The following is a 14,457-nucleotide window of genomic DNA, read 5'->3' as shown; positions in this document are numbered from 1 at the left end:
GCTCTCCCTTTCCTACCATGACAAGGTCACGGTGAGTTGATCTGAATACGTTCCTGACGGGCTAAACCCGGTCAAAAGCGCGACGCCAAAAAGAGGCAGCGCGATGTTATTGCTGTTGGTATAGGTAATCGGTATTGCCTGGTTAACCCCAATTTCACTGTTTGCGGCCAGAGAGCTGCTGCTGTAGAGCCGGTAACCGACCACTTCAGTCCCGCCTGAACGCGTCATCCGCCGCACAGAGCTATAATTCTGACCGCCGTTAATGCTCATACTTAGCGCCACACCCGGTGTGCAGGCGATGGACAACGCGCCGTCGGCAACAAAGCTGGTGCTGACCGGTGCGCTCTCCACGCCGCTGCGGGTACCGAAATTCAGCGTACCGAAACGCCCGCCGGTGCCGGTGCTCACCGAGCATCCAGGCACAACCGTCGCGCTCACCCTGAATGACTGGGACGTCACCGCCCCGGCGTCTGGGATCAACATCAGCCCGACGAACAGGGTCAAAAAAGGGTGCACGACGCCCTCTGCGCTGTCGCGCAGACATAACAATGCCTTCATGGCTGAATCAGTAGGTGACGCTGACGTTAATCGTGTCGGTATAGGTTCCCGGTACGACCGTCACGCTATTGCCGCCGCCCGTAATGCGTGCGTAGAGGGTGTAGCTATCCACCCCACCCGCAGTAGAGGCGACCGGCAACGCGGCATTGTTTGCAACCACGTTGTTGTAACCGCTATCGCTGAACAGGCTGTAGGCAACGCCCTGCGCCGCATTGGCGGTGTTGACCAGATAGCGGCCCGGCGTACCTGGGGTGCCGACAACGGTTCCGGGTGCGGTAGCGTTAGTGTTGCCGGTGATCGCCACCGTGTAACTGGCAGTGGTACATTGAATGGTAAAGGTGTTTCCTCCGCTGGCACCGGTTAACTGGGTTGTCAGGGTGGAGAATGTTGCAGGATGAGTGCCGAAATCCAGCGTCCCGAAGTTAATGCCGTTTTGCGTTGGCGAGCCGTTGATCAAGCAGCCGTTGGTCAGCGTCAACGTCGCGCCGATAGTGCCGCTACTGGTGACCGCGAGAGCCTGACCGACCGTTGCCGCCGTCAGCAGCGTGCCCGCGCAGATAAAAAGAAGTTTTCTTTTCATTTACCACCCTCCAGAAGAAATATAGGTTCGCTTGCCATATTTTATTCATACTGTTCAGTATGTTAGCCCCGCTTAAACATTCCCCGGCGCGGTTACTGAGAATTTAGTTTATGGTTAGCACTTCAACCACTTTCATCAAAAAGAGGGCAACCCCGCTCGAATTAACAGGTTATTAACAAACATTACAAAGGGTTAGCAAAAAAAATGGGCATTATTCTTGCTTAACTTGAGGATATATCGCCTGTAGTGTGATCTGAGTCACAATATATCGTCATGATAAAAACAACGAATTTCATAAAAATTAAAAACAAGTTGTAACTCACGCAGCTTTACTTCAATTTATGCCCCGAATATTTTCCTGCGCTTAAATAAAAATTTTGTATGCATTGACGCAGGAAACTCTTTTAGCGCATAGAGGATCTTTTTGTGGCAAGTGCAAACAAACTCACGCTCTTCATCGTGATTTTCATGCTGGCGGGCATTCTTTCCGGTGCGGCGATCCATGAGTATGCTTCGTCCGACGCGATACAGGCCTGGTCGGAGAACATCACCCTGCTGACCGATATTTTCCTGCGGCTGATCAAGATGGTGATAGCCCCGCTGGTGTTCAGCACCCTGACGGTGGGCATTATGAGGCTGGGTGAAACGTCTACGATTGGGCGCGTCGGGGGTAAAGCGATGGTGTGGTTTATCAGCTCATCCGTACTTTCCATTCTGGTGGGGCTGTTTATTGTTACCCTTGAACAACCCGGCAGCGGTCTGAACCTGAGCATTCCGACAGAGACGGTTGATACCGGCCTGGCCGTGAGCGGGATGTCGCTGAAAGCCTTCCTGTCACACACCATTCCAACCAGCATTGCCGGCGCGATGGCGAACAATGAGATCCTGCAAATTGTGGTCTTCTCGATGTTCTTCGGCATTGGCGGCGCGTCACTGGGCCAAAAATTCAACGCCCCGCTGGTCGCGGCGCTGGATGTGGTATCCCACATTATGCTGAAGGTGACGGGCTACGTGATGTACGTTGCGCCGCTGGCCATTTTCGCGGCGATTTCGTCCGTCATTGCCACCCAGGGGCTGGGCATTTTGCTGAACTATGCCTCGTTTATTGGCGGTTATTATGTGGCGATCCTCCTGACCTGTCTGGTATTGCTGGCCGTGGGTTACATGGTACTGAAGAAAGAGATTTTCCGTCTGGTGGCGATGCTGAAAGATCCGGTGCTGGTGGCGTTTACCACCAGCAGCTCTGAAGCGGCATACCCTAAAACGCTGGAGCAGTTAGCGCGCTTTGGTTGTTCACGGAATATCGCCTCTTTCGTCCTGCCGATCGGCTACTCGTTTAACCTGGTCGGCTCCATGGTGTACTGCTCGTTCGCCTCAATGTTTATTGCCCAGGCGTACAACATTCACCTGAGTTTTACCGAGGTGACGGTGCTGATGTTAACGCTGATGCTGGCCTCGAAGGGCATTGCGGGCGTACCGCGCTCGTCGCTGGTGGTGCTGGCGGCAACCATTCCGAGCTTTAATATTCCGGTGGCCGGGATCCTGCTGCTGATGGGGATTGATCATTTCCTGGATATGGGGAGATCGGCCATTAACGTGCTGGGGAACGGGATTGCGACGGCGATGCTGTCGCAGAATGAAGGGGCGCGGGAAGTTGAGGCTGAGCTGGTGGAGCAGGAGGCGTAAAGATACATAAGAGCCGGGTGGCGCTGACGCGTACCCGGCCTACGTGTTGGAGCCATTTGTAGGCCGGGTAAGGCGAAGCCGCCACCCGGCATTATTTTATGCCACGTGATTCGCCGCAATATCGAGCAGCGCCATCTCTTCGCTGTTCAGCAGCTTCTCAATATTCACCAGAATCAGCATACGCTCGCCGAGCGCACCCAGCCCCGTCAGGTATTCCGTCGACAGCGTGACCGCAAACTCCGGCGCAGGACGGATTTGATCGGCGGTCAGCGACAGCACATCTGACACGCCGTCCACCACAATCCCCACCACACGCTGCCCCAGATTCAGAACAATCACCACCGTGTTATCGTTGTACTCCACATCGCCCTGGCTGAACTTCACGCGCAGATCCACGATAGGCACAATCACACCGCGCAGGTTGGTCACACCCTTGATAAACGCTGGCGTATTCGCGATGCGCGTTACCTGATCGTACCCGCGAATTTCCTGCACTTTCAGGATGTCGATACCGTACTCTTCATCACCTAAAGTGAAAACCAGGAATTCCTGCCCAGATGGCTCGCCCGCCAGTTTCGTTACGTTACTCATACCGGTCATGTTATTACCTTTTACTTAATCAGGCGGCTGTGTTCGCCACACGTTGTTCACGATTTAATCCCTGAAGTGCCGATACATCGACGATCAGCGCGACGCTACCATCACCCAGGATGGTGGCAGCAGAGATCCCCGGCACTTTGCGGTAGTTACTTTCCAGGTTCTTAACCACCACCTGATGCTGACCAATCAGCTGATCGACCAGCAGCGCGTAGCGGCGTCCGGCGCTTTGCAGGATCACAACGATACCCTGCGTGGCCTCGGTTTTTGCCCCGTCCACTTCGAACACTTTCCACAGTTCCACCAGCGGCAGGTACTCGCCGCGCACTTCGAGCACGCGCTCGCCGCCCGCCAGCGGATGCAGATCTTCTTCGCGCGGCTGGAGGGATTCCATCACCGCGTTCAGCGGCAGAATAAAGACTTCATCCGCCACTTTAACGGACATGCCGTCAAGAATGGCCAGCGTCAGCGGCAGCAGGATACGGATCGTGGTGCCCGTGCCCTGCTTAGACTGGATCTCAACGTGACCGCCCATCTCCTGAATGTTACGTTTCACCACGTCCATGCCCACGCCGCGGCCGGAAACGTCGGTGACCTGCTCTGCGGTTGAGAAGCCTGGGGCAAAAATCAGCATGCCCACTTCTTCATCAGTCATGTTTTCGTTGACCGCCATGCCCTGCGAAATCGCCTTCGCCAGAATACGCTCGCGGTTCAGGCCTGCGCCGTCATCGGTCACTTCGATGCAGATGTTGCCGCCCTGATGTTCTGCTGACAGGACCAGGTTGCCCACTGGCGATTTTCCGGCTGCCACGCGGTTTTCCGGCAGCTCAATGCCGTGGTCGAGGCTGTTACGCACCAGGTGCGTTAACGGGTCGATAATGCGTTCAATCAGGCTCTTATCCAGCTCGGTGGAGCTGCCCATCAGCGTGAGTTCGATCTGTTTGTTGAGCTTGCTGGCCAGGTCGCGCACCAGGCGCGGGAAGCGGCTGAAGACATATTCCATCGGCATCATACGGATGGACATCACCGATTCCTGCAAATCGCGGGCGTTACGTTGTAACTGGCCCATGCTGGTGATGAGATCGCCGTGGGTCACCGGGTCCAGCTCGTTGGAGCGCTGGGCCAGCATCGACTGGGTGATCACCAGTTCACCCACCAGGTTGATCAGCTGATCCACTTTCTCCACCGCCACGCGAATGCTTGTGGACTCGCTGGAACGCGCCGCCGGTTTTTCACCGCGGGCCGGGGCGGCCGTCTCTTTTGGCACGGCTTTCAGGGCCGGAGCAGCGGCAACTACCGCAGGGGCAATTTCTGCCGGCGCGGGCACTTCAACGGCCGCCGCCTCGGTTTCAAACGCAATTTGATCCGCTTCAATCACGAAGCACAGCACCGCCACAATGTCATCCTGACCGATCCCGCCGTCGAGCGTCGCGGCCAGGCTGTCTTTACCCTTCACCACGTTGCTGAGCGTCGCCAGGTTACCCAGCTCCTCTTCCAGCAGGTTGACCTCGTTCTCTTTCAGCCGTGACAGCACTACGCGCAATTTTCCTGCGGGCGCATCAGGCGCACTGTCTGGTTTGGCCGCGGCGTCAACAACGCTCAGTTTTGCCGCAGGGACAACGGGCGCAGACGCCTCACCTTTGGCTTCCAGCGCTAACTGACGCAGCGCGTTGCAGATGTATTCAAAGCTGGCGGCATCAGGCTCTGCCGAACTTTTATAGGCGTCGAGCTGTTCCTGCATAATATCTTTCGTTTCCAAAAACAGGTTGATAATGTCGGTATTGAGCTGCATCTCACCGCGTCGTGCTTCATCCAGCAGGTTTTCCATTAAATGGGTCGTTTCCTGCAAAATGGTAAATCCAAACGTTCCGGCTCCGCCTTTAATGGAATGCGCCGCACGGAAGATGGCGTTGAGCTGTTCTGAGTCCGGTGCCTCGGGCACCAGATCCAGCAAATGTTGCTCCATATCGGCCAACAATTCGTCGGCTTCATCAAAAAATGTCTGGTAAAAATCGGTAATATCCATGCTCACGCTATCACCTCGGATTGGCTGGTGGCGATGTTGGAACGGCAGCCGAAGGGACGGCCCCAGGCTGTTTTAAATCGTCCAGTGACTCATTCTGACTTTCGGCGTTTTCATGCAGGATGGCCTGCTCCGCCTGCTGGTTCAGCACTAAAAGACTGATACGACGGTTGATGGCGTCATCCGGTCCGCGGTCGGTCAGGCGCATGGTTGCAGCCATGCCGACCACGCGCAGGACCTTGCCATCATCAAGCCCACCCGCCACCAGCTCGCGACGCGAGGCGTTGGCGCGATCGGCAGAAAGCTCCCAGTTGCTGTATCCCTTCTCTCCCGTGGCGTACGGGAAATCATCCGTGTGACCGGAGAGGCTAACGCGGTTCGGAATGCCGTTCAGCACCGGTGCAATCGCACGCAGAATATCGCGCATGTAGGGCTCCACGTCGGCACTGCCGGTTTTGAACATCGGTCGGTTCTGGCTGTCGATGATCTGAATACGCAGCCCTTCCTGCACCAGGTCAATTTTCAGATGCGGACGCAGCGCGCGCAGTTTAGGGTCCGCCTCAATCAGCTGATCCAGGTCACCGCGCAGTTTTTTCAGGCGCGCCTGCTCCATCCGTTTTTTCAGCTCATCGATGTTAGGCTGTTTTTTCACTTCGCCCTGCTGCTGGGTGTAATCGTCACCGCCGCCGGGGATCGGGCTGTCGCTGTTCGATATGCGCGGCCCGCCGGTGACCGCCGTCGCCAGCGGCGTTCTGAAATATTCCGCAATCTGAATAAGCTCTTTCGGGCTGGAGATGGAGATCAGCCACATCACCAGAAAGAAGGCCATCATGGCGGTCATAAAGTCGGCGTACGCGATCTTCCATGAGCCGTGAGAACCGTGCCCGTGCCCCTTATGCTTGCGTTTTTTTACGATGACGATCGGATGGGACTGGTTTTTCATGCGTCCTCAGTTGTCGTCTGTTGGTTGGGGTTTTTCACCGCGCGCACGTGCTCTTCCAGTTCGATAAACGACGGACGTTCGCTGGAGTAGAGCGTCTTACGACCAAATTCGACGGCGATCGGTGGCGCATAACCGTTGAGGTTTGAGAGCAGCGTAATTTTCACGCACTGCATCATTTTGGTGGTTTCAGCGCTCTTCTGGCGCAGCACGCTCGCCAGCGGGGAGATAAAGCCGTATGCCAGTAAAATACCGAGGAACGTCCCCACCATTGCGTGGGCAATCAGGGCGCCCAGTTCAGCCGCCGGGCGATCCGCCGAGGCCAGGGCATGAACGACGCCCATGACCGCCGCCACGATACCGAACGCCGGAAGCGAGTCGCCCACCAGCGCCAGGCTGTTGGCCGGAACTTCGGATTCGCTCTCGTGGGTTTCGATCTCTTCGTCCATCAGGGCTTCAATTTCGAAGGTGTTCATGTTGCCGCTGATGATCAGTCGCAGGTAATCGACGATAAAATCGAGCATCATCGCGTCAGCCAGAATACGCGGGTAGCTGGCGAAAATTTCGCTCTCTTTCGGGTTTTCAATGTCCCGCTCCAGCGAGAACATTCCTTGCTGACGTGACTTCGCCATCAGGCGATAGAGCAGCGCCAGAAGATCCATATACATGCTTTTGGTGTATTTCGAGCGACGAAACAGCAGCGGAATCGCCTTCAGCGTGCCCTTGATCGATTTACCGTTGTTACCAACGATAAAAGCCCCTACCCCTGCACCGCCGATGATGACAAGTTCAGCCGGTTGATAGAGTGCTCCAAGGTGCCCGCCGGTCATCATGTAACCGCCGAAAACTGTACCGAGAACTACCAGGTAACCTAATAAGATAAGCACGACATCATCCTTCCGCTAGTGACTATGGCAGGACGTTCATTTCGAGCGCGTGACCTGAACGCAGGGTAAAAAAAAGCAGCGGTAATCGCTTACCGCTGCTGGAATCTTGCCCACAGGTTCGGGTTAAACAGCGTGTTCGATCTGTTCATCCAGCAGTTGTGGAATAATATCGGCAGCATCCCGGGAAAGTTTACGTCTTTTTACGGCTCGGGATGGAGGCTGGCATAAACTACAGGCGAAGCTGCCCGCAGGCTGGTGCGCGTGGGTAATAAAATTGCCGTCACAGCAGTTGCAGCGCGACAATTCAAGCATTCCGCTTTCAACAAAACGCACCAGCGTCCAGGCGCGGGTCAGCGCCAGCAGGGGTCCCTGTTCCTGCTGCGGGCATTGCTCAAGGTAAAGTTTGTAGGCTTTAATCACGGCATCCACGCCGCTGCATAAGCCCGTTTTAAGCAGGTACTGCCAGGCGTTACAGAACATGGAAGCATGGATGTTCTGCTCCCAGGTCATGAACCAGTCAGTCGAAAACGGCAGCATGCCTTTTGGCGGTGGGCTACCACGCAATTCTTTGTACAGCTTGATCAAACGACCACGGCTCAGTTGCGTCTCGCTTTCCAGCATTTGTAAACGCGCACCCAGCGTGATGAGTTCCATTGCCAGCTGGATATCACGGGCTTCCTGAACAATGCTTTTTTCGCTCATTGTTAAGCCCTTTTCTTCCGGGCTACGTCGTCAGGCTGGCTGATTTCGTTGAGCAGGCGGGTGGAGAGAAGAATACCGGTGTGGATCTGTTGCAGATCGTCCACGCGGGATTCCTGAGTCAGACGCGTAATGGTCTGCGGGTTATCGAAACGGAACTGGCAGACAAGCTGATTGGTTTCAGCCAGCTTGACCATCTGCGGAAGTGTTAATCCCCCCAGCATGGTTGCCATCTCTTCGTTAACACCCAGACGAAACATCGCTGACGGTTTGTCCTGACTAATCAAACGCTGCGCGAGCAATAAATACGACAAATTGATGTCGTAAATATGTTTTAGCAACTCGGATGTATGCATTTTTCCCATCCCGAATAACCAACTATTATTTTTATGCGGAAAGACCGCACCCCGTGATGTCGCCGGGAAATCACCCGGTATAAAAAGAAAAGGCCAAATGCATAGTTGAATTTAGGTTTGTACGTCGTAAAGCGCGTGACCGGTTAACATGGCCAAAATGTCGGTTACACATTTTATCTTTTCTTACAAATAACTAAGATTTTTCCTAATTCGACGCAAACTCTACTCGTCAGTTTTGACACATACAATGCAGCCCCCCCTGGAATTTAAAAAAAATGTGATCTGCGTCACATAATTTACACGAATGTAACCTATAAATCCATCAGCGTGACTTGTAATTTGGGTGTTATTTATCCAACCCAAGCTTGTTTATATTCTTCAGGAACGAATACTCATGCATCCGGACGGGGGAATTGGGTCTGGGAAATGTAAAGACAGGGCAAATCCGCATTGATCTGCTATGGGGAAAACTTCACGTTGAAACTACCATTAATTAATAAAGTAAAAACAGGGGGTTAACGCTGGCAACACAAAAATCAGTTTCGTTGCGTAACGATCTACGCCGGGTTGATGATGAGTTAAGGCGTGTTAACCACCCGGAAGGGAAAATGTGTAATTTACGTTAAGCTGTTAATTTTTTTCATTTAGGCCATCTTTTCAGTTATTCTTCTTATAAGAATAATTAATGAATAATTATGATAAGCTTCACACTAATGACGCATTCACCTCTTGCAGTAATGACATTTTCGCGGTAAAGCTGGGGAAACTTGTCATTCTGACATCAAAGGAGTGCGTGATGAGTTACTCCCATCTGCTTGTTTCAGTTGCTGTTTCTCCCGAAAGCCACCAGCTTGTCGCCCGAGCCGTATCCATCGCCCGCCCCGCCAATGCCCGCATCAGCCTGATCACGCTGGCCGCGGAACCCGAAATGTATAATCAGTTGGCTGCGCCGATGCTGGAAGATATACGTGAGGTATTGCAGGAGGAAACGCACCAATTCCTGCAAGAGTTGGTGGACAGGGCAGACTATCCGATTCATCAGACCGTTATCGCGACCGGTGAATTAAGCGCGCATATACTCGACATCTGTCAGAAAGAGAATATTGACCTGGTTATTTGCGGAAATCATAACCAGAGTTTTTTTTCTCGTGCGGCATGCTCGGCAAAATCTATCGTTTCGTCAAGCCAGGTTGATGTCCTGCTGGTGCCTCTTGGGGGCAATTAATGCCCCCGGAGAAAATCAGGCGAGTTTAGGGAAGGTCGCGATCTTTTTTTGCAGATCACCTTCCTGACTTTGCGGCTGGATCGCGCGCAAATCGTCAATAAAACGCGCCTGCCAGCGGTTAATATCATTCTTCATGATGGTCTCCATCATTTCCGAATGGCGTGAAATACGTTCCGCAAGCGGCATAGTTAACGCACGGTTCAGGGCATTTGCCACGTCATCGCGATCGTAAGGGTTTACAATCAGCGCTGAGGTTAACTCGTTTGCCGCACCGGCAAATTGAGACAGCACCAGCACACCCGGGTCAGCAGGATCTTGTGCTGCAACATACTCTTTTGCCACCAGATTCATCCCGTCGCGCAGGGGCGTGACCAGCCCGACGTCCGCATAGCGGAACACTTTCATCAGAATTTTGCGTTCAAAGTGCTGATTCAAATAGAAAAGTGGTGTCCAGCCAAGCTGCCCGTAGCGCCCGTTGATGCGCCCTGCTTCGGTCTCAAGCTGGTGACGGATATCCTGATAGGCCTGAACCTCACCGCGCGAGGTCGGCGCTATCTGGGTATAACGAATCTTGCCGTGATGCTGCGGGAATTTTTCCAGCAGGGTTTCGTACGCGAGGAATCGCTCCGGCAAACCTTTGGAATAATCAAGTCGTTCAACCGAAAAGATATTCTTAACGTGCTTGAGTTCATCCTTAAGCTGGGCAAGCTTCGGAGGCAATGGACCGGAGGCCTGCTCGGCAATTTCGTCTGGCTCAATACCAATCGGGTAGACCTCGGTATGGAAATTACGTCCCCACGCGGTGTGAGATTTGCCGCCGTGAGTGACCAGTCGGGTTTTACCGGACACGCTGTCGAGGAAGGCCAGCCTGTCGTTTTCCGTCTGGAAACCGAGCAGGTCGTAATCGGACAGCGCCTCAAGGATCTCTTCATGCTGCGGCAGTGCCGTGAAAATCTCCGGCGTCGGGAAAGGAATGTGCAGGAAAAAACCGATTCGGTTATTCACACCACGTTTTCGCAGCTCTCTGGCGAAAGGCAGCAGATGGTAGTCGTGGATCCATAAAATATCGTCTTCTTCGATCAGCGGCAGCAGTTTATCTGCCAGCAGCGCATTAACGCGCATATAGCCTTCATAGGATTCACGCTGGAATTTCACCAGGTCCAGACGATAGTGAAACGCTGGCCACAGCACGGCGTTTGAGAACTCGGAATAATATTCATCATAGTCCTTCTCACTGAGTGCGAAGGAAGCCCACGTGATATTGCCCCGTGACACCTTTTTAAGCGGTTTCTCATCATTACTGATTTCCCCGCTCCAGCCAAACCAGAGACCACCCGCGGCTTTGAGGGCACCTAATACCCCGACCGCCAGGCCACCGGCACTGGCTTTTTTATCATCCGGCGGTGCGATGCGATTAGAGACGACGACTAAGCGACCCATAATGATTTCTCCCGTTGTTTTGCGCTATTTGTTGTTGTTGCTGGTTAGCGACATCAGATATCCACTGCCAGACGCTGGCGACGTTTTCCAGCCGCCATCCGGCAACGGTTTCACCCGGCCCTACCTTGACAGACATGCCACTGGCCTGGTTTACCACGCTGAACCCGGCCTCATCGGTCAGGTCATCCCCAAAAAATACTGGCGTACGCCCTTTAAACGGCGCTTCCGCCATAAACGCTGCAATGGCAGCGCCTTTATTAATTCCTGCTGGTTTAATCTCGACCACACATTTACCGGGCTGTAACGCCAGCTCCGGATGGGCTTCCGCCACGCTTCTTGCTACCGAAAAGATCGCCGCCTCATGGTGAGGCGCCTGACGGTAGTGCAGCGCAAAGGCCATGCCTTTGGCTTCCAGTTCCGTACCGGGAAGCAGTTCCAGAGCAGAAGAGAGTTGCGCATGCAGCGCCTGAACCAGCGTATCGGGGAGTGAAACTATATGCAGTTGATCATGGATATCGCGGCGCTCCGCTCCGTGCACACCGGCCAGCGGAAAGTGATAAGGACTGGCGAGCACATCCAGCTCGGCCATTGAGCGCCCTGAAATCAATGCCAGTGCCCCCTCGTTCTGTCGGGAGAGCTGCTGCAAATTCTCTAACACCAGATCCGGTACAACGACGTCGTCAGGATGCGGTTCAATCCCGGCGAGCGTCCCGTCGAGGTCAAAAAAGAAAGCAAATTTTCCGGGCAGTACAGGCGGTGCGGTTAACAAGTCAGCCACCCTAATCCTCCTTACAGTGAACAAAACAGCCATGTAAGTATAGACAGTGTGACGGCGCTCGCCATTTAGCAACCGGCCCGTCAGCATAACTGGCGGGCCGGTCAGGGAGTCAACTATGGTTAATAGTTGAGCAGATAAGTGGCTAAAAATAAATCAGACGGTACGCTTAGCTTTTTGCTTGTAACGGTCGAAGATCACTGCTGCCAGCAGGATCAGGCCGCGTACGACGTACTGAGAGAACGGAGAAATATTAAGCAGGTTCATGGCGTTCTCCACGGTCCCCAGAATCAGGATCCCCGCCACCACATATGAGATTTTTCCGATGCCGCCCTTGAGGGATACGCCCCCCAATACGCAGGCTGAAATGACAATCAGCTCATAACCGATAGAGGTCATTGGCTGGCCGCTGGTCATACGCGACGCCAGAATAATCCCCGCCGCTGCCGACACCAGCCCGGAAAGCACAAAGATAATGATCTTGGTCCGTACGACCGGGACACCCGCCAGACGCGCCGCTTCCTCGTTCCCGCCAATCGCCAGGGTGTTACGTCCAAAGGTGGTGCGGTTAAGCAGGAAACCAAACAGGATCAGACAGGCTACCGTCAGCCAGATAGGCGCAGGCAAGCCCAGCCAGTTGGCATAGCCCAGCGTAAAGAAGCGCTCGTCTTCAATCCCCACCGCCTTACCGTCGGAGATGATATAGGCCAGACCGCGCACGATTTGCATGGTCGCAAGCGTCGTGATCAGGGCGTTAATCTTCAGGCGCGCAATCACAAAGCCGTTCACCAGACCGCTCAGCACGCCGAGCATCAGCCCCGCCAGCACGCCGATCCACAGGCTTTCGGTCATATTGATCACCACGGCAGTGGTGACCCCGGCACAGGCAATCACCGAGGCGACCGACAGGTCAAAATCGCCGGAGGCCAGGCAGAATAGCATTCCGCAGGCCACCATGCCGGACATGGAGATGGCCAGCCCCAGTCCCTTCATGTTGATGAAGGTCGCGAAGTTTGGCACAAAAATCGCGCACGCAACGAACAGGGCGGCAAAAACCACCAACATGCCGTACTGGTCCCAGATGCGGCCAAAACTGAAAGCCGACTTCGGCGCTCCGGATGTAGTAACAGAGGACATCATTGACTCCTTACTCAGGCGACAGCCTGGCTAACTTTAGGCATGGCGAGACTCAACGCCTGTTGTTCATTCGCCTGTTCATGCAGCAATTCACCGGCAATTTCGCCTTCACGCATCACTACAATGCGGTCAGCGACGCCCAGCACCTCGGGCAGATCGCTGGAGGCGAACAGCACCGCCACGCCGCGTTTTGCCAGCTCATAGATGACGTTATAGATTTCGTGTTTCGCCCCCACGTCGATACCGCGCGTTGGTTCATCCAGCAAAATGACCTTCATGTCTTCCGACAGCCAGCGCCCCAGAATGGCTTTTTGCTGGTTGCCGCCGGACAGGTTCATGATCAGCTGTTCAGCCCCGGGAGTTTTGATGTTCAGCGAACGGATATGGTGATCAGCGTTGCGCGCCTCCCACCCGTCGTTAATCAGACATCCCGCGCGGATGAACTTGCGCCGGGCAGAGATGTTGATGTTGTCGCGCACCGAGTGCACTGGAATAATGCCTTCGGCCTTTCGATCCTCCGGACAGAGCATGATGCCCGCGTTAATCGCCTGCGCAGGCTTCTGTATATCGACCTTTTTCCCGTCGACGAAGACCTGGCCCTGGGTAATACGCGTCCCGCCAAACAGCCCTTTCATCAGCTCGCTGCGCCCTGCCCCGACAAGGCCAAACAGCCCGACGATTTCGCCGCTGCGCACCGAGAGTGAAATAGGTGTGCGCACGCCTGGGGCTTTAACGCTATCCAGACGCAGACGCTCAGGGCCGTACTCGCGCGGCTTCCAGTGGTAAATATCCCCGAGATCCCGCCCGACCATCGCCTGCACCAGCTGGTCATGATTGACCTGCTGCATATCGGTGAAGGTGCGCACGTAGCGGCCATCCTTAAACACGGTGATGGCATCGCTTAAGGCAAAAATTTCTTCCATACGGTGGGAGACGTACAGAATGATGCGGCCCTCTTTGCGCAGCTCGCGGATCACGCGAAAGAGGTTTTCAATTTCACGCGCCGAGAGCGAGCTGGTTGGCTCGTCAAAAGCGATGATCTTGGCGTTACGCGCCAGCGCTTTGGCAATTTCCACCATCTGCCACTGGCCGATGGAGAGATACTTGAGGGGCGTTTGTGGATCGACATCCAGCCCAAGGTGCCTGAGTTGCAAGCCCGCTTCATAGTTGAGCAGCGAGCGGTTGACCACGCCGCTTTTATGCGGAAGCTGGCCCAGGTAGATGTTCTCCGCCACGGTCATTTCAGGAATGAGATGCAGCTCCTGATAGATGATGGCGACGCCCGCGTTTAACGCTGCCGTGGTATCGGCAAAGGCCACCTCTTCGCCGCGAATGGCCAGCGTGCCGGTGGTGGGCGTGTAGTTGCCGCTGAGAATTTTTAGCAGCGTGGATTTTCCCGCGCCGTTCTCCCCCATCAGGGCATGAACCTGGCCGGCATAGCAGTCGAAGCTGATATCGGTCAGCGCGTTTACGCCGGGGAATGTTTTACCGATGCCGCGGAAAGAGAGATACGGATCAGACTGTTGCATAACGACTCCGTGATTCCTGTAGTGT

At 54.5% G+C, this 14,457-nt stretch carries 14 protein-coding genes; 2 read left to right on the top strand and 12 right to left on the bottom strand.

Going from position 1 to position 14,457, the window contains the following annotated elements:
- Positions 1 to 12 precede the first annotated feature (12 nt).
- Together ACOTZP_RS11025 and ACOTZP_RS11020 are read right to left on the bottom strand one after the other, a co-directional pair.
- On the bottom strand, positions 13 to 558 hold the full coding sequence (locus ACOTZP_RS11025) for a Csu type fimbrial protein (protein WP_063849179.1): 546 nt from the start codon (positions 556 to 558) through the stop codon (positions 13 to 15).
- 7 nt (positions 559 to 565) lie between these two features.
- Positions 566 to 1,138, bottom strand: a complete 573-nt coding sequence (locus tag ACOTZP_RS11020) for a spore coat protein U domain-containing protein (RefSeq protein ID WP_022648508.1) — start codon at positions 1,136 to 1,138, stop codon at positions 566 to 568.
- Between the two features lie 426 nt (positions 1,139 to 1,564).
- Between ACOTZP_RS11020 and ACOTZP_RS11015 the strand changes: the two genes are divergently transcribed.
- On the top strand, positions 1,565 to 2,824 hold the full coding sequence (locus ACOTZP_RS11015) for a dicarboxylate/amino acid:cation symporter (protein ID WP_023300461.1): 1,260 nt from the start codon (positions 1,565 to 1,567) through the stop codon (positions 2,822 to 2,824).
- Between the two features lie 96 nt (positions 2,825 to 2,920).
- Here the strand turns inward: ACOTZP_RS11015 and cheW are convergent, their stop codons facing one another.
- The 6 genes from cheW to flhD form a co-directional block, all read right to left on the bottom strand.
- Positions 2,921 to 3,424 carry a chemotaxis protein CheW gene (cheW, locus tag ACOTZP_RS11010; RefSeq protein WP_003859699.1) on the bottom strand — a complete coding sequence of 168 codons (504 nt, stop codon included), beginning with the start codon at positions 3,422 to 3,424 and terminating at the stop codon, positions 2,921 to 2,923.
- Between the two features lie 19 nt (positions 3,425 to 3,443).
- Positions 3,444 to 5,453, bottom strand: a complete 2,010-nt coding sequence (cheA, locus tag ACOTZP_RS11005; RefSeq protein ID WP_271086562.1) for a chemotaxis protein CheA — start codon at positions 5,451 to 5,453, stop codon at positions 3,444 to 3,446.
- Positions 5,454 to 5,457: 4 nt separating this feature from the next.
- The gene (motB, locus tag ACOTZP_RS11000; protein ID WP_022648511.1) at positions 5,458 to 6,387 is read right to left on the bottom strand and encodes a flagellar motor protein MotB; all 930 of its coding nucleotides are present in this window, start codon (positions 6,385 to 6,387) and stop codon (positions 5,458 to 5,460) included.
- Positions 6,384 to 7,271 (bottom strand): flagellar motor stator protein MotA, encoded by an 888-nt coding sequence (gene motA, locus ACOTZP_RS10995; protein ID WP_003859696.1) that lies wholly within the window; start codon positions 7,269 to 7,271, stop codon positions 6,384 to 6,386. The genes motB and motA overlap by 4 nt, the downstream gene beginning before the upstream one ends.
- Before the next feature lie 123 nt (positions 7,272 to 7,394).
- Entirely contained in the window at positions 7,395 to 7,973 is a 579-nt protein-coding gene (gene flhC / locus ACOTZP_RS10990; RefSeq protein WP_022648512.1) for a flagellar transcriptional regulator FlhC, read from the bottom strand.
- A 2-nt stretch (positions 7,974 to 7,975) separates the two neighbouring features.
- On the bottom strand, positions 7,976 to 8,326 hold the full coding sequence (gene flhD, locus ACOTZP_RS10985; RefSeq protein ID WP_003859693.1) for a flagellar transcriptional regulator FlhD: 351 nt from the start codon (positions 8,324 to 8,326) through the stop codon (positions 7,976 to 7,978).
- 796 nt (positions 8,327 to 9,122) lie between these two features.
- Here flhD and uspC point away from each other — a divergent pair.
- Positions 9,123 to 9,551 carry a universal stress protein UspC gene (uspC, locus tag ACOTZP_RS10980; RefSeq protein ID WP_271075222.1) on the top strand — a complete coding sequence of 143 codons (429 nt, stop codon included), beginning with the start codon at positions 9,123 to 9,125 and terminating at the stop codon, positions 9,549 to 9,551.
- A gap of 15 nt (positions 9,552 to 9,566) precedes the next feature.
- On the opposite strand, the gene otsA is transcribed toward uspC, so the two are convergent.
- The 4 genes from otsA to araG form a co-directional block, all read right to left on the bottom strand.
- Positions 9,567 to 10,991 (bottom strand): alpha,alpha-trehalose-phosphate synthase, encoded by a 1,425-nt coding sequence (gene otsA / locus ACOTZP_RS10975; protein WP_022648514.1) that lies wholly within the window; start codon positions 10,989 to 10,991, stop codon positions 9,567 to 9,569.
- Positions 10,966 to 11,769, bottom strand: coding sequence for a trehalose-phosphatase (otsB, locus tag ACOTZP_RS10970; protein WP_022648515.1), 804 nt, complete (start codon positions 11,767 to 11,769; stop codon positions 10,966 to 10,968). The genes otsA and otsB overlap by 26 nt, the downstream gene beginning before the upstream one ends.
- A 153-nt stretch (positions 11,770 to 11,922) precedes the next feature.
- Positions 11,923 to 12,903 carry an arabinose ABC transporter permease AraH gene (araH, locus tag ACOTZP_RS10965; RefSeq protein WP_022648516.1) on the bottom strand — a complete coding sequence of 327 codons (981 nt, stop codon included), beginning with the start codon at positions 12,901 to 12,903 and terminating at the stop codon, positions 11,923 to 11,925.
- A gap of 14 nt (positions 12,904 to 12,917) precedes the next feature.
- Entirely contained in the window at positions 12,918 to 14,432 is a 1,515-nt protein-coding gene (araG, locus tag ACOTZP_RS10960) for an L-arabinose ABC transporter ATP-binding protein AraG (RefSeq protein ID WP_023300465.1), read from the bottom strand.
- Positions 14,433 to 14,457 lie beyond the last annotated feature (25 nt).

It is taken from the genome of Enterobacter cloacae complex sp. SYL001 (genome assembly GCF_049237025.1).
Taxonomy (GTDB): domain Bacteria; phylum Pseudomonadota; class Gammaproteobacteria; order Enterobacterales; family Enterobacteriaceae; genus Enterobacter; species Enterobacter intestinihominis.
The sequence above is the reverse complement of the archived record's forward strand: the minus strand, read 5'-3'. Positions and strand labels throughout refer to the sequence as shown.

Coding starts and splice junctions, on each gene's coding strand:
- flhC (WP_022648512.1), bottom strand. CDS start 7,973: ATGAGCGAAAAAAGCATTGTTCAGGAAGCCCGTGATATCCAGCTGGCA.
- araG (WP_023300465.1), bottom strand. CDS start 14,432: ATGCAACAGTCTGATCCGTATCTCTCTTTCCGCGGCATCGGTAAAACA.
- ACOTZP_RS11020 (WP_022648508.1), bottom strand. CDS start 1,138: ATGAAAAGAAAACTTCTTTTTATCTGCGCGGGCACGCTGCTGACGGCG.
- flhD (WP_003859693.1), bottom strand. CDS start 8,326: ATGCATACATCCGAGTTGCTAAAACATATTTACGACATCAATTTGTCG.
- cheW (WP_003859699.1), bottom strand. CDS start 3,424: ATGACCGGTATGAGTAACGTAACGAAACTGGCGGGCGAGCCATCTGGG.
- araH (WP_022648516.1), bottom strand. CDS start 12,903: ATGTCCTCTGTTACTACATCCGGAGCGCCGAAGTCGGCTTTCAGTTTT.
- uspC (WP_271075222.1), top strand. CDS start 9,123: ATGAGTTACTCCCATCTGCTTGTTTCAGTTGCTGTTTCTCCCGAAAGC.
- ACOTZP_RS11025 (WP_063849179.1), bottom strand. CDS start 558: ATGAAGGCATTGTTATGTCTGCGCGACAGCGCAGAGGGCGTCGTGCAC.
- motB (WP_022648511.1), bottom strand. CDS start 6,387: ATGAAAAACCAGTCCCATCCGATCGTCATCGTAAAAAAACGCAAGCAT.
- otsA (WP_022648514.1), bottom strand. CDS start 10,991: ATGGGTCGCTTAGTCGTCGTCTCTAATCGCATCGCACCGCCGGATGAT.